The organism is Halioglobus sp. D3-4 (assembly GCF_055809315.1).
The window spans coordinates 3,305,510-3,329,787 of the sequence record NZ_CM147907.1 but is presented as its reverse complement, the minus strand read 5'-3'; the positions used below and the strand labels follow the sequence as shown (position 1 = coordinate 3,329,787).

Sequence of the window (24,278 nt, the reverse complement as noted above, 5' to 3'; positions counted from 1 at the left end):
ACAATGAGATTCAGCTACCAGATCGGGATGTGCGACCCCGACCACTACCTGCCCCTGGCGAGAGCGGCGGAGCAGGCCGGTTATGATGGTATCACCATACCCGACAGCATCTGCTATCCGCAGGAAGCCAGCTCCAAATACCCCTATAACAAGGATGGTAGCAGGGAGTTTCTGGAGAGCGTGCCGTTTGTTGAAAGCCTGATTGCCGTGGCTGCGATGGCCGCTGTCACCGAGCGCATCCGCTTTTCTACCTTTGTCTACAAGCTCGCTGTGCGGCAGGCTCCCATTGTGGCGAAGCAGGTGCAGGGGATTCAGGTGTTGTCCAAAAACCGCTTCGATTTCGGTATTGGTATCAGCCCCTGGGAAGAGGACTTTGCCGTCTGCGGTGTACCCTGGGAAAAGCGCGGTGTGCGATTCGATGAGCAGATCGACATTTTGCGCGGCCTCGAAACGGGTGAGTATTTCGGCTACACCGGCGCACTACACGATATGCCAGCCAATAAAATGAACCCGGTGCCCAGCGCGCCTACGCCGTTGTTGATCGGCGGGCACTCAGAGCCAGCATTGAAGCGTGCGGCGAAGGTGGGTGATGGCTGGATGTGCGCCGGCGCCGATCTCAGTGAGTTGACAGCCTACATCGGCCGCATCAACCAGTTGCGGGCGGAGTACGGCACCGCAGACCGGCCGTTCAGGATCTATACCACCGGGCAGAATGCCTTTACTCCAGAAGGCATAGAGCAGCTGGAGAGCATGGGCGTGACAGATGTTGTGATCGGGTTTCGGAACGTGTACGAAATGGAGGCTGACAAGCCACTCGATGAGAAAATCGCGATGCTGAACTGGTATGCGGGAGAGTTCATCAATGGTTGAGTATGCTGCGAACACACCGGTGTTGGTGGGCATCGCCGCCGTTCAACAAAAAATGGACGATTACAACAGCGCGCGTGAAGCCGTGGTCCTGATGGAACAGGCGCTTCGGGATGCGGCTGTCGATGCCGGCAGCACCGAACTCCTGACGCAGGCAGACGAGATTATGGTGCCCAGAAGCCTGTGGGGTTACAGCGACCCGGGGCGCCTGGTGGCAGACGCGCTGGGTGCGAGTTCAGCCACCACCCTGCTGGCCGAGTTCGGCATCCTGCAGCAGAGCCTGCTCACGCGGGCTGCGCAGCGTATCGAGTCCGGTGACGCCCGCGTGGTGCTGGTGACGGGGGGTGAGGCAAAGTATCGCTCCCTGTGTGCTGAGAAGGCGGGCGACCAAGCCTCTGAAACGGCTCAGGTAGATGTCGAGCCGGATATCACGCTGCGTCCAGAGGACGAGATGTGGTCGCCGGTGGAGTCTGCGGCCGGCCTCGGCATGCCGGTGGGGTATTACGCGATACTCGACAGCGCACTGCGCCACAAGCAGGGGTTGAGCGTCGACGAGCACCGCGACCAGATGGCCAGAATGTACTCGAGTATGAGCGAAGTGGCTGCGGAAAATCCGGATGGCTGGTCTGACGGGGCCGTCCCCGCGAAGCATATTCGCGAGCACTCCGCCGCAAACCGGATGTTGGCTTTCCCCTACACCAAACTGCATAACAGTCAGTGGAATGTCGATCAGGCCGCCGGCCTGATTCTGTGCTCGGCCGGTGTTGCAGAATCCCTGGGTATCCCGCGCAGCAAATGGATATTTCCGCGCGCATTTACCGAATCAAATTTCATGTCGGTGGTCGCCAGTCGCAAAGACCTCGGTGCCAGCGAGGGATTCCGCGTTGCCGGTAGAGTCGCCATGGAACTGGCCGGTGTCGATTTCAACGATATTCGCCTGTGCGAGCTGTACTCCTGTTTCCCCTATGCCGTGCGTGTTCAATTGCAGGAATTTGGTATGCATGCGCAGCACAATATCAGCGTGACCGGGGGCATGACCTTCGGCGGCGGACCGTTGAACAATTTTGTCTTTCAGGCGACGGTGAAAATGGCGCAGTTGCTGCGCGAGAACCCGGAGGAGGTGGGGCTGGTGACCACGGTCAGCGGCATGCTGACCAAGCAGGCCTGTGCGCTGTGGTCAGCCACGCCCGGCGCCGACGGCTGGGCCAGTGCCGATGTGACAGAGCAGGTCAGCCGAGAGAGCGAAGTCTGTGAGCTGGTACCCGATTATTCCGGCAGCGGTGTGGTTGCCGGTTACACGGTGCTGTATCAGGGTCTGGAGCCCTGGCGTGCAGTGGCGGTATTTGATCTCGCTGATGGCACGCGCACGGTGGCGTACAGCGAGGAGCCGGTGATGATTGCGCATATGATGGCGCAGGAATGTTGTGGCGAGCGTTACCAGATCGGCAGCGGCACCTTTCAGTGACCGCGACGAACCTCGCCCGGTGATTTCCCCGTCCACTTCATGTAGGCGCGACGAAAGTTCGATGTATCGCTGAAGCCAACCATGTACGCAATGCTGGACAGCGGCAGTCGCTTGTTCTGCAGATAGCGGGTGGCGTGCTCCGCCCGCACCTGATCCAGCAAGCGCTGAAAGGACTGTTGCTCCTCGTCCAGCCGGCGTCGGTAAGTGCGCGGACTGAGGTTCAGCATGGCGGCGATCTGCGGCATCTGCGGGTATTGGCCTTCCAGCTTGCGCAACAGTCGCAGGGTGCGCTCGGTAACAGAGTTGTCTTCCTCCAGATCTGCCAGCAGGCGCGCGCATTCCGACTCGTAGAGATTGCGCAGAACTGGGTTGGACGATGGCAGGGGTGTCGCCAGTAGCTCCCGGTCGAACAGGATGCGCCCCTGCGGGGTGTCAAAATGAATGTCGTCGCCGAACATCTCGTAGTACATCTCAGCGTGCTCGGGCTTGGGGTAGGGGCACTCCATGCCCAGAGTCAGATCCGGCTTGTTCAACAAACCGCGCAGTGTATTGATCAGTGCGCCGTAGAAAAGCTCGTACCCGAATTCCAGAGAGATATTCCCCGGCGTGTTCACAATTGTCAGGATGCACTGCTCATCCAGTGTTTCGAATTCAAAGTGCAGGTCGGATGCCAGCAGGTGATTGTATTTCAGGAACAGCTCGATTGCCTGAGCCAGATCGGTGCAGGTCATGAATGCCTGCCCGAGCACGGCATGTGCGCTCAAATTCAGGCGCAGGCCGAGTTTGAGCCCGAGGGTTCTATCGCCGGTGAGTTCCAGTGCATTGTTTACCAACTGGTTGAAGTCCGCGTCCGGAATGCGGGCGCCAATCGTTGAGATACCGGTATCGGCAAGGCTGGTGCCGGCGAGCAATTTGTCCAGGTCACAGCCGCGCTGCTCGATCATGTCGATCAGGATGAGGATGTACTGTGCGGGAGTCGTGGTATTTGGCATCCCCCTATTTGGCCACAAATGACCATATATTGACAAGACTTTACCTTGCTGGGTTGCTGGACTGCGCGCATAGTAAATTCCCGAGCAAATTTACGGAGAGTAAGTTATGAAAGTTGAATGGACCGAGCAGACCCCGCGAAAAATCCAGCGTTACCCTAACGCGGAATACCCGCAGCAGAATCCAGATCTGGAAGATGTTCTGACCAGTGCGGACGTTGATCATGTCGCTGAAATTTTTCAGACCCCACTGACCGGCTCCTTTAACTGGGACTACAAGATTCAGGACGACCGGATTAAGAAGCTCTATGATCTGGGCAAGCAGCTCAATTGGGATCCTGAGATGGATATCGATTGGAATCGTCCCTGGCCGATGGAGCAGCAGTCGCCGGAGATGATGAACCTCCACGACTACGAGCCCTATCTGGCGATGGACGAGGAGACCCGGGCCGAGTTCTGGTTGCACATGAACGCATGGAGTCTGTCCCAGTTCTTGCACGGTGAGCAGGGCGCGCTGCTGGTAGCATCACAATTGTGTTCTTGCGCCCCCACCTTCAACGCCAAACTCTACGCGGCATCGCAGACCTTTGACGAAGCACGCCATGTGGAAGTGTTCAACAAATACCTGCAGACCCGCATCGGCCTGATGTATCCGATTAATACGCACCTGAAGAGTATTATTGACAAAATCCTGACCGATCCGCGTTGGGACATGAAGTTCATCGGTATGCAGATCGTGATTGAAGGGCTGGCCCTGTCAGCATTTGCCACCGCCCGTGAGACAACGCCTGATCCGGTGCTCAAGGACGTGGTGTATCTGGTAACTCGCGATGAAGCCCGACACGTGACTTTTGGCGTGAACTATCTGGAGGAGTTCGTGAAGACCCTGTCAGATGAAGAGCGCGAAGAGCGTGCGCAATTTGCCTATGAAGCCTGTGCCATCAGCCGCGAGCGACTGGTAGCGACAGATGTATTCCGGCACTTCGGTTGGGACGTTGAGGAGGCTCGCAAGAAAGTACTCGACGGCTTTGTTATGTCCACATTCCGCAACCTGCTGTTCCAGCGCGTGATCCCCAATCTCAACCGCATTGGGTTGCTGACGGATAAAGTGCGCCCGAAATTTGAAACGCTGGGCATCCTGGACTACGAAAACCTGGCGACCGATGGGGACATCGATTGGTCGGAGATGGAGCGTCCACTGGATACGCAGGAAGCCCAGGCATATGAGCAGAGTATGCTGGCCGAATTTGCCAAGGTGCACGAGGCGGCAGAGGCGAGCAAAACCAGCTCGGCGGCGTGACACAGGCCCGCACCATCGTTCTATAGCGGGCAACACTGGCAGTCGTTAGGGTACGGCTGCATGTGAACCCGCGATGTAAACAAAAAAAGCCGGCGCTCTAGCCGGCTTTTTTGTATCAGCTTCTACATCAGCTGCTAACTAAAGCGGCGCAACGGGAGCGCCGCAATCTGTCTCAGGCAGAAAGCGCTTTGACCTGCGCGTTCAGGCGGCTCTTGTGGCGCGCTGCCTTGTTCTTGTGAATGATGCCTTTATCGGCCATGCGGTCGATGACGGGAACAGCATTGTCGTATGCTGTTTTCGCCGCAGCCTGATCGCCGCTGCCAATTGCAGCATTAACCTTCTTGATTACGGTTCGTACCAAAGACCGCAGGCTGGCGTTGTGTGAACGACGCTTTTCCGCCTGACGGGCGCGTTTCTTTGCTTGTGGTGAATTCGCCACTGTTTTACCTCAAAGGAAGTCAAAAAAATCGGAGGAGCGATTATTCACACTGGCCCCCCGCTTGTCAACCGCTGTCTCGCTGGTGAGGCCGATAGGCGGTCATGTATACTAACGCCTACTAGTTAATACAGACCTACTTTCTCAGGGAGTGTGTTTTTGCGTATGGATGATTCGGCGGTTTCAGCGGCAGTGGCGCCCAGCACTGCAGAGCGTATTCTCGATGCCGCAGAAGACCTGTTTGCCGCGAAGGGCTATAGCGCCACCTCGCTGGGTGATGTGGCCGACCGTGTGGGTATCCGCTCGCCCAGCCTTTATAATCACTTCAAGAACAAGGAGGCGCTGTATGAAGCGGTACTGGAGCGCCTGTTAGCCGAGTTTTCCGGCCCGTTGGCAGAACTCGATGGCGGCCCGGTCACCAGTGAGCGCGTGTTTTACTGGCTCGAGGCGATTGTCAGGCAGCACCACGCAAACCCCAATCTGGCAAGGTTGCTACAGCATGCGGCACTGTCCGGGGGGCCGCACACCAATGAGTTGATAGATCGGCTCTTTCGGCCGATGTTCAGGCCTGACGCCAGAATTGAGGGAGAGGGGTTGGCGCTGTTTCAAAATACCGGTTTGCAGCCCTGGGCAGTGATGGCATTTAACAATCTTGTGATGTCCTATGTGACGATGGCGCCGATGTACCGGGATCTACTGGGTCAGGATCCCTTCAGTGAAACCGCGCTGGAGAACCAGCTGAGCCTGATTAAAGTGCTGCTACACGCAGTTTTTGAGTATAAGGGAGATGCGGAGGCGCCCTAGTGCTCCCACCCCGATTTCACGAGGCAAGAACCCGTTCATGTTGATTTCAGAGGCAGTACAAATCTGGCGCGAGGCCGATGGTGACCATCATATCGAATGGCAGGCGAGCCATCCCGATACGCGAGTCACGGTTGAGCCGCTGGCGCCCAATGGGAATGTAAGCGCTCACTACAACGAAGATGCCCGGCGGGTGCGTTTGTCAGGCCTCGCGCCTACGAGTCGCCACTATTTTCGGCTGCGTGATCAGCACGGCACAGAGGTGCTGGCGGCAGAGCGTAAACTGGGTATGCAGGGCACGCCAAACTTCAGGGATTTCGGCGGCTACCCTACGGTCGACGGACGGCAGGTGAAGTGGGGTTTTCTGTTCCGCTCGGGCCAGTTGTCGAACCTGAGCGATCAGGACGTCGATCTGCTGGCAAGCCTTGAGCTCGACCTCATCTGCGATTTCCGGCGCGTGGAGGAGCAGGAGGGCGATCCTAGTCGCCTGCCTGCGTCCAGGGCGCCACGTATAGCCAGCCTGCCGATTATTCCCGGTAGCAACTCACGTTTTTTTGAACAGGCCGAGGGCCAGATGGCGGATCGGCAGGCCATGTTTGATTTCATGGTGGAGATAAACCGGGATTTTGCCGAGGCACAAACGGCAACCTATGCCCGTATGTTTCAGGAGATTCTGGGTGAGCAGGATGCGCGCTTTCTGGTGCACTGTGCGGCGGGCAAGGACCGCACCGGGTTTGCGGCGGCGATTGTCCTGATGGCGCTGGGAGTGTCGCGGGAAGTGGTGATGCGCGACTACATGCTTACCGGCCAGTTTTTTCACCCGGAGCGTGAGATGGATCGGCTGCGACAGAAGTACCAGATGCTGTCGATGGAGGCGGCGTCAATTTTACCCATGCTGGAAGTACATGAAGATTATCTGGCGCGCGCGCTGCTCGCGATAGAGCAAAGCTACCCGTCGACGGAAGTGTATCTGCAGGAGGCGCTGGGTGTGGGTGCTGCGGAACGGGCTGAGTTGCAAGCTCGCTATCTGGATTGAGCGAGGGTGTGGGAACTGGCCGCCAGCACGCTGGCGGCCAATGTGCTTACTGCCTGAGTGTTACTTGGCTTTACAAGCGCCTTTGGCGGCCTTGATCTGCTTTTTCTCGCAGTCTTCGCTGGCGGCGTCACCGACACACCACTTGCCACGGTTGTCCCAGGCAGTCAGCTCGGCTTTTTTGCCGTTGGAGCATTTCACTGTATAAGTGGAATAGGCCGTGCCGTCACCCGTGGTGGCATTGGAGTTGAATACGATGCTGGTGGGTTTTGCTGCCAGGCTGCCGGCAGAAAAAACGACCAGCGCGGAGGCGGCGGCAATTTTAGATAAGTTCATCTCGGGATCCTCATAATTCAAGTGTTGGTCTTGCGTCGAAGAAATTAGCCGTTATCGACCAGTTTCAGATGTGGCCATTATAAGGCAAGGAGCGCCAAGAATGAGTTACTAAACCGTAACTTTTTGGGTATTTTGGTAACATTTTTGGTTTTGGCGAAAAAATATCCAGCTATCACCATGTTTTTAAAGCACTTAATGGAATTTTCCAAAGGTTTCCCCTGGAAACGTTAACAATTTTTAATGTCGTTCGGGTAACAACTGTCATCTTGCCTGCCCATCTTTGCCCAGTGGAATTTGCATGTGGTCAGCGGGGACTCAAAGAGCCCGGAGGCGCTCGAAAGTGCCGGATGACTCACGGATCGAATTTGGGTATGGTGTGGCGCCTGAAAATTATGAGATTACCGGCTTGACCGACCCCTTTGCAGAGATTCGGCCCTATAAGGATGATGAGGTAGCCGGCGTCGTATCCGCACTGCTTCAAAGCGCAGACTTTCTGGATACCTTGGCAGCCTATCGACTCGGCAGGCTTGCCTCATTCCTGCCCCGTCCCCTGTTGCGACCTGTGGTGCGCTACATGCTGGCGCGCGAAGTGCATGGCGTATCAGACGTACGCAGCATGCAACTCGTCATCGAGCGGTATATGACCCGAATGATCGAAGCTGCCACGGGCGGCTTCAGTGTCTCGGGGCTGGAGGGGCTCAGTGCTTCCAGCGCCTACCTGTTCATGAGTAACCACCGCGATATTGCGATGGACCCCGCGTTTACCAACTACGCCCTGCACAGAAATGGCCACGAGACGGTGCGTATCGCCATCGGGGATAACCTGCTCACCAAGCAATGGGTCTCGGACCTGATGCGGCTGAATAAAAGCTTCATCGTAAAACGTGCTGTCAGTGGCCCGCGTGAACTTCTCGCCGCCTCCAAAAATTTGGCTAACTATATCCAGCACTCTCTGCTGGAGGAGCACTCCTCCATCTGGATCGCACAGCGCGAAGGGCGCGCCAAGGATGGCGTTGATCGCACGGAACCCGTCATTATCAAAATGCTGTCGATGAGCCGCAACAAGCGCGAACAGGAATTTGGCGAGCACATACGGAGTCTGAATATTGTCCCAGTGGCGATCTCCTACGAGCTCGACCCCTGTGATGCGATGAAGGCCCGAGAGCTGTATCAGAAAGCATCGCAGGGCAGCTATCAAAAGGGTGAACAGGAGGATGTCGCGTCTATCGCCCAGGGCATTGCCGGGGAGAAGGGCCGCGTTCACGTCACTTTTGGTACACCACTGAGCGGTGATCTCGAAACGCCGGAAGCTGTTGCCAACGAGGTGGATAGGCAAATTACCAACGGTTATTGCCTGCATCCCACTAATCTCTACGCCTACCGGCGCTTGTACGGCGCCGATGCTCCTGTTCCCGACAAGCTCTATCTGGAGGAGGGTGATTGCAGTCTTGCGGCGTTCGAGGCCCGCATTGACGCGATGCCCGAGGAGCACCGCCCCTATGCGCTGGGGATCTACGCCAATGCGGTAGTGAGCAAGCTGGCGCCTGCCGAGCGCCCCGCGCCCCCTTGCTGAGCGAGGACGTCAAGGGTCGTATCCGCGACGCCTACAACGCCATTGTTGAGAGTAAATCACTCACGCCGCGCTGGGGGCAGCGTCAGATGATTGCGGAAATCGCCAATACGCTATCGCGTATTCCCCCTGTTGAGGGGGAGAGGGCAGAGCTGCCTGCTGTCTGCGTAATCGAGGCAGGTACCGGCACCGGCAAGACAATCGCCTACGCCGTCGCCGCCATCCCCATGGCGCAGGCGCTGGGTAAGCGCCTGGTGGTGGCCACCGCCACGATCGCGTTGCAGGAGCAGTTCGTCAATAAGGATTTACCCGATATCCGCCAGAGCAGCGGCATGAACTTCAGCTTTGCACTGGCCAAGGGTCGTCGTCGCTATGTGTGTCTGTCCAAGCTGGACCGACAGCTGGCCGAGGGGCAGGGCACGTCCGCATTGATTCCCCTCTACCCCGATGAGTTGGGCGCACCCACCGGGGCCGACGCGCTGCCCATCTACGATGCGATGCTGCAGGCCCTGGGTCGGGGTGAGTGGGATGGCGATAAGGACAACTGGCCGGACAGCGTGCCGGACGATGTCTGGTTCGGTGCGACAACCGATCACAGCCAGTGCAGTGGCAGGCGCTGCCCCAATATCAGCCAGTGCAGTTTCTACCGCGCGCGCGATGAGCTGCAGAGCGCGGACATTATCGTCACCAATCACGATCTCGTGTTGTCTGATCTCGCGCTTGGCGGAGGCGCGATTCTGTCGGCGCCGGAAGACAGTATTTATGTGTTTGATGAGGGCCACCATCTACCCGATAAGGCGCTCTCCCATTTTTCCAGCTACTGCCGGCTGAATTCGACGATTACCTGGCTGCAGGACAGCAAGAAATCACTGGCGCAGGCCGCGCCGGCGCTGGCGGCGATCGACGCCACGCAGCGACTGATACAGGCCCTGCCTGCACAGCTGGATGAGGCAGTCGCGGCGCTGCAGGTGGCGGAGCAGGCCGTGGCAACGCTGTTTGATGAGACCGAGATACCCGCTCATCGGGATGATCAGCAGTTGCGGTTGGAACACGGTCTGGTGCCGGCCTCACTGATGCAGGTCGCAACGGCGCTCACCGGGCAATTCCAGAAGCTGGAGAGCACCTTCTCGCGGCTGGAGGCTATCCTGGAGGATGCACTGGATGATCAATCTGCCGGCCTGGACAAGTCGGACATAGAGGCCTGGCATATCAATGTGGGCGGCATGCTCGGCCGCGCTGAGGCCGCACTGGCACTGTGGCGCGAATACGCCGTCACCGGGCAGGGCGAGATACCACCCAAGGCGCGCTGGATTACCCTGCTCAACAGCGCCGGGGCTTTTGGTTTTGAGCTGCGTTGCAGCCCAGTGCTGGCGGCGGACATCCTGCAGGAGTGTTTGTGGTCCAGGGCTGCGGGCGTGATTGTCACCTCTGCAACCATCACCGCGCTGAACTCCTTTGATCGCTTCCAGCTGCACTCCGGCGCACCGGCAGACGCCAACTACAAGGTGGTGGCCAGCCCATTCAACTACGCCAATGCGACATTTACCGTTCCCCGTATGGATTGCGAACCGGGCGATGCGCAGGCGCATACCGCCGCGCTGATCCAGCGACTGCCCACCATTCTGGATCACAGCGAAAGCAGCCTGGTGTTGTTTTCCTCGCGCCGCCAGATGCTGGAGGTGTATCAAGGTGTCACCGGTGAGTTTGGCGGTCGCATATTGATGCAGGGTGATTACAGCAAGCAGGAAATCCTGCGCAGGCACAAAGCAGCCATCGACGGTGGTGAGGGCAGTGTCATTTTTGGGCTGGCCAGTTTTGCCGAGGGCGTGGATTTACCTGGCGAGTACTGTCGCCACGTGGTGATCGCCAAAATCCCGTTCGCGGTGCCGGACAGTCCACTGGAGGCCGCGCTTGCTGAGTGGGTGGAAGCGCAGGGGCGCAATGCCTTTATGGAAATCAGTGTGCCGGATGCGGCGCTGCGCCTGGTGCAGGCCAGCGGCAGGTTGCTGCGCACCGAGCAGGATACCGGGCGCATCACACTGATGGACAGGCGCATTCTGACCAAGCGTTACGGGCGACTATTACTGGATTCGCTGCCGCCGTTCCAATTTCATATGCACTGAGTTGCGCGCTGCGGCTGAGGAGGGTTCTAAATCGGACCCCCTTTCAAATATAATGGCGGGAGAGGGAGTCTGTATATGTACGACATCGTTGAGTTGAATCCGCCATGCGTCACGCTGTGGTCCGCCCTGCGGTGACAACTTTCGCAGTGCCGGCCAGTGAGCGTGGCTTCAGCTTGCTGGAGATGGTGGTAGCGGTGGCGATAATGGGGTTCTCTCTCGGCGCGCTTTATCATGCGGCCGGAGGGGCGACCCGCATCGCCCAAGTGGATCAGCAGCGGTCCTACGGCATTGAACTGGCTCGTTCACTCATTGCATTGCATGCAGAAGTGCCACGTGCGGGTTTGCGTAAAGCAGGCGAGACCGACGGAGGATTCTCTTGGCGGGTCGCCGCCGAGCCTGTGGTTTTGTCACAGAACAGCGAATTATTGGCAGGAGCGCTGCAGCGCTTGAATGTGGTTGTGAGCTGGGAGGATGGGAACAAAAAGCGCCGGGTTATCCTCAACTCGGTGGTTGCCGGCGCAGTGGAACCTGAATGAGCAGGCAGCGCGGGTTTAGCTTGCTCGAAGTGCTCATCGCTCTTTCTCTGTTGTCTCTGATTACGTTGACGACCACGGCGGCACTGCGCAGTTTTGGCAATACCAAGGTGGCCGTTACAGAGATTACCAACCGCAATGATGAAATGCGGGTGGTGAGTAGTTTTCTACGCAATTCGCTTGGCAGTGCACTGCCTGTGCGCAAGGATGCAGCGACTACTCCCTCGTTTGACAATGCAGCGCTGTCCCCAGCCCTGTTTTGGGGTGGCACTTCCGAGGTGATATGGGTGGCACCGCTGATTGCGGGTGCCAACCTGGGTGGCGCCTTCGTTTTTCAGCTCAATTACAGCGGGGGTGCACTGGAGCTCAAATGGTACCCTTACAGCGACGCGGGAATGATCTTTAGCTGGGAGGATCTCACGCCCCGCGTTTTACTGGAAGATGTGGAAGAGTTTACCGTCGGTTATCTTCCCAGTTTTGGTGGCGCGTGGTTGGACGCATGGCCAGAATCGCCGGACAATCCGGTGGCAGTGCGGCTGAATATCAAGTCGCGCGGTAAGTTCTGGCCGGAACTGGTGGTACGCCTGGACTCTGGTGGGGTGAGCCCGCAATGAAAATATCGCCTGGGGTGATCGGCCGGGTGTCGAAAGTATGAGGGGACGCGTTGGGCTGCGTGTCGGTAGCTCGCAAGCTGGTGTTGCGCTGGCGATACTCGTCTGGTTCCTGGCGGCGTTGTCGCTGTTGGTGGCGGGCATTGTTATGCAGGTCAGGGTTGATAGCCGGTTATCCGGGTTGCAGCTGGCCATAGCGAAAGCGGAGGCGGCCGGCGACGGGGCGATTCAACTGGCGCTCGCCGATTATCTGGTGGTAGGTGGTGACGACGGGCGCTCACCGTATTACGGGGTTCACCAGGCTGGAGAGTTGCAAGTGGCGGTCGTTCTCACGCCACTGAGCGGTCTGATCGACCTGAACGAGGCGCCGGAGAGCTTGTTGTCCGCGCTGTTCTCTTTCGTCGCAGGGCTGGATAGCAGCTCAGCCCGCGAGTTGGCCGCCAGTGTGGTAGAGTGGCGCGGTTCGGCGGCGGTGGAAACAGGTGAGGCTGGCGGTGGTGAGTTTGAAGTGTTGGAAGACTTGATGAAGGTGGCGGGTGTCAATCGGGAAATTTTTGAGGCCGTTCAGGGTGCTGTCCATGTGAGTGAGGGTGGCAGCCCTGCGGTCGATTGGATGTCTGCGCCTATACCGGTACTGCAGGCGCTGGGAGGGACGAGTAGAGAGGGTGCTGTGAACCAGGCGCTCTCGCGTTTCGCTGCCGGTGCTGGCGACTCGGCACCCTCGGTGACGTTTGGTATGAACTATCAGCGGGCATCGGGGTCGAAGGCGTTCCGCGCGGATGCGCTGTTGGTTATCGACAACACCGTTTACCTGCGCCGGCGCTGGGTCGATTTTGAGCCGGGGGTCGCAGGCGGTTTGCCGTGGCAGTTTTTTCGCACAGAGGCCGTGCGGGCCGTGCCTGATATGGGCGAGGCTGTGTTAATCAGTGGGCAGGGCGATTATGCTCGAGACTAGCCAACCCTGGAGCCTGTTCGGTTATGACGTGCGCCGGATTCCGCACTATTTTCGTGCTGGCTGGCGCGAATTTTTGTGGGGCGCGGATTCGCCAGTACTGGTCGCCTTCGATGAGGTCGTCGAGGTGCGCCGGGAAGGCGGTGAGGTAGCCTACTACCAGGCGGGTGTGCCGGTCGCGGAGCCGGTGGTGAAAGACGCTGTGGCTGCGCAGGCTATTTTGTTGCCAGAGCGGCTGGTGCTGGCACGGACCCTGCGATTGCCGTTAGAGGCCGAGGCCGATCTGGGCTCGGTGGTGGCACTGGAAATACAGTACAATAGTCCGTTTCCGGCGGACGACACCTGCTATGGCTGGGTAATTAGTGAGCGCCGGCAACACGATATGGACGTGGAGCTGGTGATCACGTCGAGAAGTTCAGTAATGGCGTTTATTGCGTCCCAGCAAAACACGCAGGGTGCGGCAACCTTCGAGGTCTGGGCGCAGGTGCGAGAGCGGGTGGTGCTGTTATCGGGCTTTGGCGAAGCAGGGCGTCAGCAGAGAAATCTTCGTCGGCTCACCCGTATGGCGCTGATGCTGGCCTACTGCCTGGTGGTTTTTGTCGCGCTGTTTGCGATTGATGCAGGCGCTAAATATCTGGAGTTGGAAAGGGTGCGGGCAATCCAGGCAGACGTAGAGCAGAAGTCGCGAGACGCAGTACAATTGCGTACCAGCCTCGCGTCTGCGAAAGCAAACATTGCAGCGGTGAATGATCTGCTGGTGGAGTATCCAGCGCCATATCTGGAGCTGCGCAGGCTTGCCAAGATACTCGGGAACGATACCTGGGTGTCTGCTGTGGAGGTCAAGGGAACACAGATCAGGGTGGAGGGGGAGTCCCGGGATGCTGCGCAGGTTATGCAGCAGCTATTGGATCATCCGGCATACGCCCTGGTTGAGGCGCCGATTGCGATCAAGAAGGTGAGCTCGGACATGGAGCGTTTTGTGTTGAATCTGACTCTGGCCGCAGAGGGCGAAAGTGAATGACGCTGGGGTTTAAAGTCGACAGGCCGACCATTGTTGTGGGCTGCTCGCTAGGCCTGGTGATGCTATTACTGCTGTATGCGATTTTGCATTTCTGGCTGCTGCGGGCGGAGTTCGCCGCGGAAATAGAGTCCATTGAGCCGAGGTCGGCTCGTTTGCTGGGGATTGCGGAGAGCCTGAATCAGCTGGAACAGGGCAGTAAGCAGGCTGCTGCAGTATTGCGGGACCTCGCCTATCAGTCCGACAGGGACAGCGCTGCCACAGCCGCGACAATGCAGCAGGATGTGCGCGAGCTGATGGAGGATGCCGGCCTGTCGGTTTCGGGTAGCCAGATATTGTCGCCGCAGAGCATTGCGGGCTTCGACCGCCTCAGTCTCGATATCACTGCAGAGGGTAATATCGATGAGCTGGACGATGCTTTCTTGCGCCTCGAGCAGCTGCGCCCGCTGGTATTTACGGAATCAGTGACCGTTTCACCCATTCGGGCTCGCCGCAGCAGCCGCCGGGCGGCCGCGCAGGATAGCGCTGAGGAAGGTGATCCGCGAACCGTTACCGTGCGATTTCAGTTATTCGCGTTAAGGTTGGCGGGTTAATGAGGTCTTTTGGCGTCGCATTGCCTGTGCCAGCGGTGGGTTGCTGCCAATGACAAATGCTGCGGAACAACAGCTGCGCAGGGCTGCTCTTGTATTGACGGCCATTCTTCTGCTGCAACTTGTGTGGAGTGGCGCACGCTTAATGTTTACCTCTGAGCCGGAGTATATCTTTCCTGCAGAGGAGTCTCTGCAGGTGGGAGATCTGCTGTCTCCGCAGTCGTCTGACGACGCGCTGTCCCGGGCGCTGGTAGCGCGGCCTTTGTTTTGGGCAGGCCGGCAGGCTTATGTAGCGGATGCGTCGAAGGAAGCCACTAAGCCGCGGGCCAGCAGGTCGCTCGGCGACCTGACACTGCTGGGAATGTACACAGGCAGTGTGCCCGGTATCATTGTCTCCGACGAGGGTGAGCGCCGCAGGATACGACTGGGGGACTCGGTACGGGGCTGGGAGTTTACCGAGGTGCTGGCCGATGGCGTTGTTTTCAAAAGCGGCGCGGATGAACAGGTGCTGGAGCTGGAGCACGCCCTCGTTGTTCCGCAAGAGCCCGAGGGTGCCATCGCCAGCAAACGCAGTGCCCGGACGGGTGGAGGGGCGAGCAGGCAGCCCTCAGAAGAATATAATGAAACTACAGGCGAATAGAATTGCGAAACTTTCATAACTGGCTATTGGTGATGCCCCTTGCTCTGGTGCTGTCCAGCTGTACGACTCTGCAGCAGGAGCAGCGATCTGCCCGGGAAAAACAGGCGGACAGTATTACTGACGCCTTGACCGCGACGGCGATGCAGGGTTCAACACCGGGCGGCGCCACCGCCGGCTCGGGCAGCCAGGCTCGCAATGTTGCGACGGGGCAGTACGAGCCGTATGTGGAGAGCGTGGAAACGCTATATGTGGGTACAGATCAAGTCGTACAGATGCCCCCGGAGCAGACGCCGATAAAGCTCTATGGCGATGCGGTTAGCCTGGATTTCGAGCAGGCCCCTCTGGTCGAGGTGGTGCACGCGATTATGGGCGATATTCTGGAGCTCGATTACATTGTGGAGCATCCTATCAGTGGTGAGGTGACCTTGCGCACGCGCACCCCTGTTCCCCGGGATCAGTTGTTGAAGATACTGGAATCCCTGCTGCAGGCGAATAATGCCCTGATGGTTCGCGGGGAGGATGAGCGGTTTTTTATCAGCGCATCCGCCCAAATGAGTAAATTGAACCCGAGTATCAGTGCGTCATCCAGCGGTACTGTCGGCTATAGCAATATCATTGTGCCGCTGCAGTATATCGGCGCGAAAAATATGGTGGAGATTCTGCGCCCGGTGGCAGATGAATCTGCCTTCGTACTGGTTGATTCCGTGCGTAACCTGCTGGTATTGGCAGGGACAAGCGCCCAACTCGACGGGTGGCAGGAGATTATTACCACCTTTGATGTGGACTTGCTCAGCGGTATGTCGGTGGGAATATTCCCCATCGAGAACTCCTCGGTGAATGAGACGGCCGCTGCGCTAACCGAAATGTTGGGCTCTGAGGGCGAAGCCGGTGAAGAGGGGCTTGCCAGCGGCATCGGCAGTTTGATCCGCATTATCCCGGTAGAGCGGCTCGGCAGTATCATGGTGGTGACACCGCGGTCCCACTACCTGGCGCGGGTCAAGACCTGGATAGATCGCCTCGACCAGGCAGCCGACAGCAACTCAGAAAAGCGTCTTTATGTTTATGAGGTGCAAAACAGCAACGCCGCCCATGTGGCCGATCTGTTGAGCGCGATATTCTCCGGTGCTGGCAGCACAGAGGGGGCTGGTACAGGTGGGGTTGCACCGGGTTATACACCTGAAAAGGTCAGTTCTTCCAACGGCGAAATGTCCCCGGCGGACAGCGGCAACACCGGCGCACTGCGCCAGAATGTCATGGTCGGTGATGTCCGGGTTGTGGCAGACGAAGAGAACAACGCGCTGCTGATTTACGCTACCGGTCGCGAGTACCGCAAGATTCAGACGGCCATGGAGCGGCTGGATATCGCCGCGACCCAGGTGATCATCGAGGCGAGTATTATTGAGGTCACCCTGACCGATGAGCTGCGCTATGGGCTGGAGTGGTCTTTCGAAAACTCGCTGAGCGGCAACAACACGGGTATAGGTCAGTTGGTAAACGGTACCGCTATTGCCGCCCAGGTGCCGGGTTTCTCTTACTCAGTGGTCGGTGGCAGTGGCAATATCCGGGCCGTGCTCAATGCGCTGGCCTCTGATGATCTGCTGAACGTCATATCATCGCCCTCGCTGATGGTGCTGGATAACCATACTGCCAAGATCCAGGTGGGCGATCAGGTGCCGGTCGAAAGTTCTACTACCTTTACCGACGGCGGTAATGAAATCTCCTCCATTGAGTACAAGGACACTGGCGTGATGCTCTCCGTTACACCGCAGGTCAATGCCGGCGGTCTGGTGACGATGGATGTTGAGCAGTCGGTGACGGATGTTGGCCCGGTTGATGAGGAAGGTGCGGGTCAGCGTACGTTTCTGGAACGGGAAATCAGCACCAGAGTGGCCGTGCGTTCAAGTGAGTCGGTGGTGCTCGGTGGCCTGATCCGGGAAAACAAGAGCAGCGGTAGCAGCGGCATCCCTATTCTCCACAGCCTGCCCTGGGTAGGGCCGCTGTTTGGCACCAAGACACAGTCTGGTGTGCGGACGGAGCTGCTGGTGGTGATTACCCCCCGGGCGATCTACAGTGATGCGGATCTGCGCGATGTCAGCCGGGAAATGCGCAAGCAGATGCAGGGGCTTGAGCTGATCGACGTATCGCGCTCCTCCAGCTATCTCACCGAGACCCGTCTTGATCCGGGCGCCGGTGAAAAATCGTCGAACTAAGCCGATCGTGTTGGTCTTTATATGAAATTTCAGTTATTTGAAGGAGGGAGGATGCGCCGGATGTCCGTTTCGCTATGCCGTACTATTACTGTGGCTATGGTTTTTACGCTGGGCGTGAGTGGTTGCGCGATAATGGATTCATTCCAGGACCCGCAGCAGCGCGTGACGAAGCGCGCGCAGCAGCATCTGGATGCGCTGATGGCCGGCGATATTGAAAAAGCGTTCTCCTTTTTGTCCCCGGCATTTCGCGAGACCACTACCTGGCAGCAGTACAGTGCCAAGTATGCGGGAGTGGCTAACTGGCGGGGGGCAAAGGTGGAGAGAGTCGACTGTGAAACCGACAGGTGTGATGTCGCTGTAGCGATCCGGTATGTTCTGGTGCGCCCCAAAGTGGAAAATACCCGAATCATCGATGAAGTGTGGATCGAAGTGGGTGGCCAGTGGTATATTTACGCCCGATAACCCATTTGGGTCTCTGTAGGGCGAAGGCGCAATACGGCCGTGTTTCCTACTCTGGAGCAGTAAATTCGGGGGATAAATAGTTGAAAATGTCACATTTTCTCGCGCTATTTGAATGTTGTACGCCGAAAAGTGCTGTGCTAAAGTACGCGACAATCAGCCAGTATTGAGCGGGCCGGTTAAAGGTGCTCCGCAGTGTGAGCTGATGGGGCAGGCAGGTTAAAAAACTAACTATCGGGTGATAAAAATTCCGTTGGGCCGTTTAGAACTGTTAGACCATTTTTTTTAATTAGGAGTAACACATGAAAAAACAAGCCATGTCACTCGCCGTATCTGCTGCTCTGCTGGGTGGTGCGGTCTCGGCGAATGGATCAATGTATATCAACGACGGGGGTCTGGGTGAGACGTTGGTATATCCTTTCTTCTCCTCGGCCAATGGGAACGACACCTACGTCCACGTGGTAAACACTACGGACTACACCAAGGCTGTTAAAGTGCGTTTTATCGAAGCGCGCAACAGCGACGAGGTGCTCGACTTTAACCTGTACCTGTCTCCTCAGGACGAGTGGGCCGGTGTAATCACCAGCAACCCGGAAACAGGGGAATTCGGTGAAGGTGCAATTATCCGTACCGTCGATAACTCATGTACTGTTCCTGAGCTCGGAACTGGTAGCGGTCCTCTGGCCGGTACTCAGACTGTGCTGCCTAACGGTAAAATCCTGCGCGACCAGCCTTTCGTGAACTACGAGTACCTGGATGACGCAGAGCTGAACAGCAATGCGGAAACAGGCCTTGTGCGTACTACCGAAGGCTATATCGAAATCATCGAAATGGGTCAGCTTGATCCGTCTACCGGTCTGGGTGCTGCGGCCGTTCACGACGCTACTGGCGTACCTAGAAACTGTGGTGCACTGGTTAATGCCTGGAGTAACATTGCTGGCGTTGACGGCACATGGTTGGTAGATCCCCAGCGTCAACTGCTGACTGTTTGGGAAGGCGGCGGTCTTTACGGTCTCGGTGTAGTGATCAATGTCCAAGGTGGTACGGCTGTCGGTTATGACGCCACTGCTATCGAAGGCTTTGCTGACACTGCTCTGGGTTCACCTGACCTGCACTCTGAGCCAGGCGACACTCGCCCGGGTCTGGAAAATGCGACTTCGTTCGTAACGCTGTTCAACGACGCTGTTGCCACAGAGTATGAAATGTCCAACGGTATTGACGCTGTTAGCGCCCTGTTCCAGTCTGCCGGTATCGCGAACGACTACGTGATCGATCCCGATATCAACGCACTGACTGACTGGGTTATCACAATGCCGACCAAGAGTGAGTACACTCAAGGTACTCCGGGTACAGACGCGATTCCTCCGTTCTCCAGCAACTGGACCGGTATTCGCGCGTGTGAGCCGATTTCTCTGGTCTCTTGGGACCGTGAAGAAGCGTTTGAGCCCCCCGGCTCTGATGGCCCGATCTTCTCACCTGCACCGCCTTCTGCGCCTGTAGGTCCCGATCTGTCCATCTGTACTGAAGTTAGCGTTATCAGCTTCGGTGATGAGAGTGCAATCGGTGCTAGCTCTGCGATTCTCTACGGCTACGGCACTGAGTACCTGGAAGGCTGGGCATACCTCGACTTCCTGACAACTAGTCTGGTTACCAATTTGCCCGCTGGTGCGCGCGACTTGACTGACCTGGCAGGCACAACCACTTTCGAAGGTTTGCCCGCAACTGGTTTCGCAGTGTTTGAGTACACTAACGGTACTCTGGACGGTGGTAGTGTGTTGTCCAACTACGCAGCTGCAGTTGAGCACAAGTCTTTCAAGTCGATCGTTACTACTCCGTAATCTGATCGATACTGCAAGACACGATAAAGGCGCCTTCGGGCGCCTTTTTTCGTTGTTATAGGGTCACTGCAGAGCGATGTTGTTACTCGTTTCCTGCGATAGTAATTATTTCATTGCTTTTAATATTGTGGCGTAACAGTGGTATTGGTAATATGCGCGCACTGGGGCGGTCCGCCCGGACATTAAGTAAGCGCACACGAAGGGTTCCTAGAATGAACGTTATCAAGCATATGAAACTTCTGCTGATTCTCAGCATTTGTACAGTGGCTGTGGGTTGTAAGGTGCAGGTTATCTCGCCAACGGGTGGTGTTGTTACATGGAGTGAAGGAAGCTGTGAGGCAGGTTCAGTCTGTGATATTGAGATCTCTGATGAATCTTTCAGCCAGAGCTTCACTGCCACGCCGGCCGACGGCTATGTTTTTGTGCGCTGGCAGGATGGAGGCGGGATGGCTTGCGCAAATTCTACCGACCCCGTTTGCATCGTCTCTCTGGAGGGTTTTGAGGAAGAAGCCGCGGAAATTTTGCCCTTATTTCTTTATGAACGATTCTCTCTGATGCCTGTTTACTCCGATATCGGCGTTGATACGGATGGCGACGGTGAACCCGACCGCACTGACCCGGACGATGACAACGATACCGTCTTTGATGTCGACGATGAGTGCCCTGGAACCGCTGCAGGTGAGCCGGTAGATGAATTTGGTTGTTCCGAGGAGCAGCAGGAACCCGACGAGCTTGTCTGTGAAAACAGTACTACCATACAATGTGGGTACGACATATCAGAGGCCGACTGGGCTTCTCCGGCAACTGAAGATACGCTTGTGACGATCCCACAGGGCAAAATCCTTGTGTCGAAGTTCAAGACGTCGGAATCAACAACCTCGTACGGGCGCTTCCAGTTCCAGACGTCTCCAGGTTATGCCTCGGCTACGGCGACTGTCTGGGTATCACTCACGCCAGGTGGAGCGCCTATATCCTCTCGCTGCAGTCGTGGCCCGGCAGTGAAGACGTACTCCTTTACTTGGACCCAGTTCGCTAACAACTACTGTACTCTGGCTACCGAGCAGGTGTACTTCCTGAATATGGAGCACTCCAGTGCGGAGACTGCAACAAGCTCTATCGTGCGGGACGTTGTAACAAGTAGTCAGTAGACATGCTATAGTCCCTCCCCGAATTGAAGCTCCCCGCCCGGCGGGGAGCTTTTTGGTTATATATGGTTGTAAATCTGTTTTTTGACGCGGAGTGTAAGTGATTTTGAGCGTACGCATTAAATTTTTGGTGGTGTTGGCTTCGCTGGTTTTCTGTGCGGCGGCATCGGCTGAGAGTCAGGTGGTATTGAAGACCGAGGACTTTGTCGTCACTACCGACGACTTCGACCGCTATCTGGCGGAGCAGGGTATCACCGGCGAAAAGCGCCGCAGGACGTTGGCCAAGGATGGGGCCGTGAAGGCAGTGTTTGAAAATATCTATGTGGTGAGAGCACTCGCCTCACTGGGCGAGAAAAACCCGCAGATAGACCACGAAGAAATTGACTGGCAGGTGGAGAACTTCAGGGATCGCCTTCTGATGAAGCGTCAGGTTTCGCTTGAGGTGGAAGCCGAAATGGAGACAAAGGATTGGGATGCGCTGGCGTTGGAAGAGTATAAGGCCAACAAGGACACCTACAAGAGTGATGAGCAGGTGAGCGCGGCGCATATCCTCATTTCCTCGGCGGAGCGCACACGTGAAGAGGCCAAGGCTAGAGCTGACGAAGTCGCGGCCAGGCTGGCAGCCGGCGAAGATTTTGATGCACTGGTAAAGGAGTACAGTGACGACGAGGGCAGTGTGGCAAGGGGTGGTAGCCTGGGCTATTTCCCGCGCAATCGGATGGTTAAACCGTTTGAAGACGCAGCTTTCGGGATGACGCAGCCGGGTGACGTATCCGATGTGGTGGAGACAGAATATGGCTACCACATTATTCGTTTCAATGACCGTAAACCGGCCAAGCAATTAAGCTTTGACGAGTCCAAGGCAAAGATTACGCAGCAGTTGAAAAAGACGCTGTGGCAGCAGATAAGCCAGGCAAGAATTGCCGCAGTAAAAGGCGGTGATGTAGACTTTGGTCTGGAAGTGGATCTCCCGCTGCTGGAGGAGTACGAGCAGCGCTATTCGGCCGGGGCCGAAAACAAATCGCCCAAACCTTAGTTGGTCTGCTTTCCATGCCCGCGCCGTCTGCGTTTTCGGGCCGGGCGGCAGCACTTTATTCCTCGCGTCAGTAGCCAATGATGACACCCACTGATTCCTTTCAATCCATCCCGGATGTGCGGCCCGATTCTACTGATGCGGCTCTGGTGGCGGAGGGTATTGGCAAGCAGTACACACGTTATAGCAAGCCGATTCAGCGGCTGCTTGCCTACCTTGTGCCGGGCTATCGGGTGAGCTGTGAGAGTTTTACTGCGCTGGAGCAGGTCAGTTTTAATCTGCGGCGCGGCGAGACACTTGGGATTATCGGGCGTAACGGTGCGGGTAAATCTACGCTGCTCCAAATTGTAGCCGGTATACTGCAGCCGTCGACCGGTTCTTTTGCCTGCAACGGCCGGGTGGCTACGCTGCTTGAACTCGGGGCGGGATTCAATCCGGATTTTACCGGGCGCGAAAACGCCAGGCTGAATGCGGCGACCTACGGCCTCTCTCAGACCGAGATCGACGCCAAAATGCCGCAGATAATCGAGTTTTCAGGTATCGGCGACTTTGTCGATCAGCCGGTGAGACACTACTCCAGCGGCATGTTTGTGCGGCTCGCTTTCTCGGTGATAGTTCATGTGGATCCCGATATCCTGATAATTGATGAAGCGCTGGCAGTGGGAGATGTACTGTTTTCCCAGAAGTGCATGCGCTATCTGGAAGAGTTCAAGCAGCGGGGCTCCATTTTGTTTGTCAGCCATGATGCCGGTGCGGTGAGCCGCCTGTGCGACAGAGTGTTGTGGCTGGACCATGGGCGCCAGATGGGGCTGGGCGAGCCAAGCGTTATACTCGACAAGTACCTGGAGCACATCTATTCGGAACAGCAGACGCTGGTGCCGATAGCGCCGGTTGAACAAGCCGGCGACGATGGTGCGGAGACTCCTGTTCCTACAGCGGCTTTTGAGGAGTTTGAACCGTGGTTTGACGCCCGCGAGGAGATTGAGGGTAGCCCTGCGCTGTACAACGCCATGGAGGTTCATCGATTCGACGAGAAAGCGAGCGGATTCGGTGATGGTGCAGCGACGATAACCGATGCCTGTTTCATTGACCGGGAAGGGCGCAGACTGTCTGGAATATTGGGTGGCTCAGCCATTGCACTGCGTTTCACGTTTGTTGCGCACCGTGACCTGGAGCGGCTGATCGTCGGCTTCCTAATCAAGGACAGGCTCGGTCAGGTGATTCTCGGCGACAACAACCTTATTATCCACCACGGTGAAGAAATTACCGCCAAGGCCGGCTGTAGCTACACTGTGAGTTTTGGTATTACCATGCCCTACCTGGCGATTAGCGAATATATCGTCTCCGTCTCTGTTGCTTCGGGTACACAGTCCGAGCATATCCAGCACTGTTGGCTTAATGATGCCCTGGTATTTCGCGCGGAAAAGGGGCCGGTGGTTCACGGTATTATGGGAATTCCCCTGGCCTTTTGCAGTATCACCCAGAATCAGGATTCCGAATGACTGGCCTGTCGCTCCCCATTTATCGCGATCTCTTCTTCGCGCTGGTCGTGCGGGAAATACAGGCCCGCTATCGCGGTTCGTGGCTGGGCCTGTTCTGGTCCATTCTTAACCCGGTGCTGTTGATGCTGGTGTATTACTTTGTTTTCAGTCTGGTTTTCCAGGTGAGGTTGCCGCAAATGTACGATGGCCGGGACGTGCCTTTCGCCGGCTTCATTTTCTCCGGCTTGATCATGTATTTTCTGTTTGCGGAGCTAATCACGCGATCACCCACCCTGATTCAGGAAAATGTAAATTACGTCAAAAAGGTGGTGTTTCCACTCGAGATTATCCCGTTGATTACGCTGGCTGCATCCGCCTTTAATTTTGTAATATCGTTTGGTGTGCTGGTGCTGTTTCTATTGATATCTGGCGCTGGCATCAGCCCAGTCATATTGCTGGCACCGTTGGTGGTATTGCCTTTTTTGCTGTTTCTTGCGGGCGTAGCGTGGTTTGTCAGCGCACTATCTGTCTACCTCAGGGACGTCACCTATGTCGCTGGGTTTGTAGCGACAGCGATGATGTTTTTGAGTCCGGTGTTCTACTCAATCGATGCTGTGCCCGACAACTTCTACCAGATCATGATGCTTAATCCAATGACATATTATATTGAGGCATTTCGTAGCTGCGTTATCGGCGGTGCGATTCCGGACGCCCGGTTTTTCCTGGTGATCTACACGGTCGGTGTTGCGAGCTGCTTGTCAGGGTATGGCTTTTTCCAGAAAGTGCGGCGCGGATTTGCCGATGTGCTTTAGCAGCAGCAGATCGCAGGCGACTGTCCGAAGCCAATT

Annotated in this window: 23 protein-coding genes; 20 read left to right on the top strand and 3 right to left on the bottom strand. The window is 56.9% G+C overall.

Going from position 1 to position 24,278, the window contains the following annotated elements; all coding sequences use genetic code 11:
• Nucleotides 1-3: 3 nt before the first annotated feature.
• Together AC0L6S_RS14410 and AC0L6S_RS14405 are read left to right on the top strand one after the other, a co-directional pair.
• Nucleotides 4-870: a TIGR03619 family F420-dependent LLM class oxidoreductase gene (locus AC0L6S_RS14410; protein WP_473424734.1), complete on the top strand. Its 867-nt coding sequence runs from the start codon at nt 4-6 to the stop codon at nt 868-870.
• A complete protein-coding gene (locus tag AC0L6S_RS14405) occupies nt 863-2,332 on the top strand; it encodes a hypothetical protein (protein ID WP_473424732.1) in 1,470 nt (489 codons plus the stop codon). The genes AC0L6S_RS14410 and AC0L6S_RS14405 overlap by 8 nt, the downstream gene beginning before the upstream one ends.
• On the opposite strand, the gene AC0L6S_RS14400 is transcribed toward AC0L6S_RS14405, so the two are convergent.
• Nucleotides 2,326-3,324 (bottom strand): AraC family transcriptional regulator, encoded by a 999-nt coding sequence (locus AC0L6S_RS14400; RefSeq protein ID WP_473424730.1) that lies wholly within the window; start codon nt 3,322-3,324, stop codon nt 2,326-2,328. The two genes, AC0L6S_RS14405 and AC0L6S_RS14400, sit on opposite strands and share 7 nt — an antisense overlap.
• Nucleotides 3,325-3,430: 106 nt before the next feature.
• On the opposite strand from AC0L6S_RS14400, the gene AC0L6S_RS14395 reads away from it, so the two are divergent.
• A complete protein-coding gene (locus tag AC0L6S_RS14395; protein WP_473424729.1) occupies nt 3,431-4,621 on the top strand; it encodes a ferritin-like domain-containing protein in 1,191 nt (396 codons plus the stop codon).
• 172 nt (nt 4,622-4,793) lie between these two features.
• Here the strand turns inward: AC0L6S_RS14395 and rpsT are convergent, their stop codons facing one another.
• A complete protein-coding gene (gene rpsT / locus AC0L6S_RS14390) occupies nt 4,794-5,060 on the bottom strand; it encodes a 30S ribosomal protein S20 (protein ID WP_473424728.1) in 267 nt (88 codons plus the stop codon).
• A gap of 162 nt (nt 5,061-5,222) precedes the next feature.
• On the opposite strand from rpsT, the gene AC0L6S_RS14385 reads away from it, so the two are divergent.
• Both AC0L6S_RS14385 and AC0L6S_RS14380 read left to right on the top strand, forming a co-directional pair.
• Complete coding sequence (locus AC0L6S_RS14385; RefSeq protein WP_473424726.1) at nt 5,223-5,861, top strand: TetR/AcrR family transcriptional regulator; 639 nt, start codon at nt 5,223-5,225, stop codon at nt 5,859-5,861.
• 37 nt (nt 5,862-5,898) lie between these two features.
• Complete coding sequence (locus AC0L6S_RS14380) at nt 5,899-6,894, top strand: tyrosine-protein phosphatase (protein ID WP_473424724.1); 996 nt, start codon at nt 5,899-5,901, stop codon at nt 6,892-6,894.
• Nucleotides 6,895-6,954: 60 nt separating this feature from the next.
• Here AC0L6S_RS14380 and AC0L6S_RS14375 read toward each other — a convergent pair whose 3' ends face one another.
• The gene (locus tag AC0L6S_RS14375; protein WP_473424722.1) at nt 6,955-7,227 is read right to left on the bottom strand and encodes a hypothetical protein; all 273 of its coding nucleotides are present in this window, start codon (nt 7,225-7,227) and stop codon (nt 6,955-6,957) included.
• A 406-nt stretch (nt 7,228-7,633) separates the two neighbouring features.
• Here AC0L6S_RS14375 and AC0L6S_RS14370 point away from each other — a divergent pair, with 406 nt between their 5' ends.
• The 15 genes from AC0L6S_RS14370 to AC0L6S_RS14300 all read left to right on the top strand — a co-directional run bounded on the left by AC0L6S_RS14370 (nt 7,634) and on the right by AC0L6S_RS14300 (nt 24,242).
• The gene (locus tag AC0L6S_RS14370; protein WP_473428604.1) at nt 7,634-8,800 is read left to right on the top strand and encodes a 1-acyl-sn-glycerol-3-phosphate acyltransferase; all 1,167 of its coding nucleotides are present in this window, start codon (nt 7,634-7,636) and stop codon (nt 8,798-8,800) included.
• Complete coding sequence (dinG, locus tag AC0L6S_RS14365) at nt 8,794-10,920, top strand: ATP-dependent DNA helicase DinG (RefSeq protein WP_473424721.1); 2,127 nt, start codon at nt 8,794-8,796, stop codon at nt 10,918-10,920. The genes AC0L6S_RS14370 and dinG overlap by 7 nt, the downstream gene beginning before the upstream one ends.
• A 131-nt stretch (nt 10,921-11,051) precedes the next feature.
• On the top strand, nt 11,052-11,456 hold the full coding sequence (locus AC0L6S_RS14360) for a type II secretion system protein (RefSeq protein WP_473424719.1): 405 nt from the start codon (nt 11,052-11,054) through the stop codon (nt 11,454-11,456).
• Nucleotides 11,453-12,067: a prepilin-type N-terminal cleavage/methylation domain-containing protein gene (locus AC0L6S_RS14355; RefSeq protein ID WP_473424718.1), complete on the top strand. Its 615-nt coding sequence runs from the start codon at nt 11,453-11,455 to the stop codon at nt 12,065-12,067. Before AC0L6S_RS14360 ends, AC0L6S_RS14355 begins: the two co-directional genes overlap by 4 nt.
• A 37-nt stretch (nt 12,068-12,104) precedes the next feature.
• Nucleotides 12,105-13,019: a hypothetical protein gene (locus tag AC0L6S_RS14350; protein ID WP_473424717.1), complete on the top strand. Its 915-nt coding sequence runs from the start codon at nt 12,105-12,107 to the stop codon at nt 13,017-13,019.
• Nucleotides 13,006-14,037 carry a PilN domain-containing protein gene (locus tag AC0L6S_RS14345; protein WP_473424715.1) on the top strand — a complete coding sequence of 344 codons (1,032 nt, stop codon included), beginning with the start codon at nt 13,006-13,008 and terminating at the stop codon, nt 14,035-14,037. Before AC0L6S_RS14350 ends, AC0L6S_RS14345 begins: the two co-directional genes overlap by 14 nt.
• Nucleotides 14,034-14,627 carry a type II secretion system protein GspM gene (gene gspM / locus AC0L6S_RS14340; RefSeq protein WP_473424714.1) on the top strand — a complete coding sequence of 198 codons (594 nt, stop codon included), beginning with the start codon at nt 14,034-14,036 and terminating at the stop codon, nt 14,625-14,627. Before AC0L6S_RS14345 ends, gspM begins: the two co-directional genes overlap by 4 nt.
• A gap of 49 nt (nt 14,628-14,676) precedes the next feature.
• On the top strand, nt 14,677-15,264 hold the full coding sequence (locus tag AC0L6S_RS14335; protein WP_473424713.1) for a hypothetical protein: 588 nt from the start codon (nt 14,677-14,679) through the stop codon (nt 15,262-15,264).
• Between the two features lie 2 nt (nt 15,265-15,266).
• Nucleotides 15,267-17,474, top strand: coding sequence for a type II secretion system secretin GspD (gene gspD, locus AC0L6S_RS14330; protein ID WP_473424712.1), 2,208 nt, complete (start codon nt 15,267-15,269; stop codon nt 17,472-17,474).
• 60 nt (nt 17,475-17,534) lie between these two features.
• The gene (locus tag AC0L6S_RS14325; protein WP_473424711.1) at nt 17,535-17,936 is read left to right on the top strand and encodes a hypothetical protein; all 402 of its coding nucleotides are present in this window, start codon (nt 17,535-17,537) and stop codon (nt 17,934-17,936) included.
• Nucleotides 17,937-18,235: 299 nt separating this feature from the next.
• Nucleotides 18,236-19,771, top strand: coding sequence for a hypothetical protein (locus tag AC0L6S_RS14320; protein ID WP_473424709.1), 1,536 nt, complete (start codon nt 18,236-18,238; stop codon nt 19,769-19,771).
• A 212-nt stretch (nt 19,772-19,983) separates the two neighbouring features.
• Nucleotides 19,984-20,919: an InlB B-repeat-containing protein gene (locus AC0L6S_RS14315; protein WP_473424708.1), complete on the top strand. Its 936-nt coding sequence runs from the start codon at nt 19,984-19,986 to the stop codon at nt 20,917-20,919.
• 103 nt (nt 20,920-21,022) lie between these two features.
• Complete coding sequence (locus tag AC0L6S_RS14310) at nt 21,023-21,952, top strand: peptidylprolyl isomerase (protein ID WP_473424707.1); 930 nt, start codon at nt 21,023-21,025, stop codon at nt 21,950-21,952.
• 77 nt (nt 21,953-22,029) lie between these two features.
• Complete coding sequence (locus AC0L6S_RS14305) at nt 22,030-23,451, top strand: ABC transporter ATP-binding protein (protein WP_473424706.1); 1,422 nt, start codon at nt 22,030-22,032, stop codon at nt 23,449-23,451.
• Nucleotides 23,448-24,242, top strand: coding sequence for an ABC transporter permease (locus tag AC0L6S_RS14300; RefSeq protein WP_473424705.1), 795 nt, complete (start codon nt 23,448-23,450; stop codon nt 24,240-24,242). The genes AC0L6S_RS14305 and AC0L6S_RS14300 overlap by 4 nt, the downstream gene beginning before the upstream one ends.
• Nucleotides 24,243-24,278: the final 36 nt, after the last annotated feature.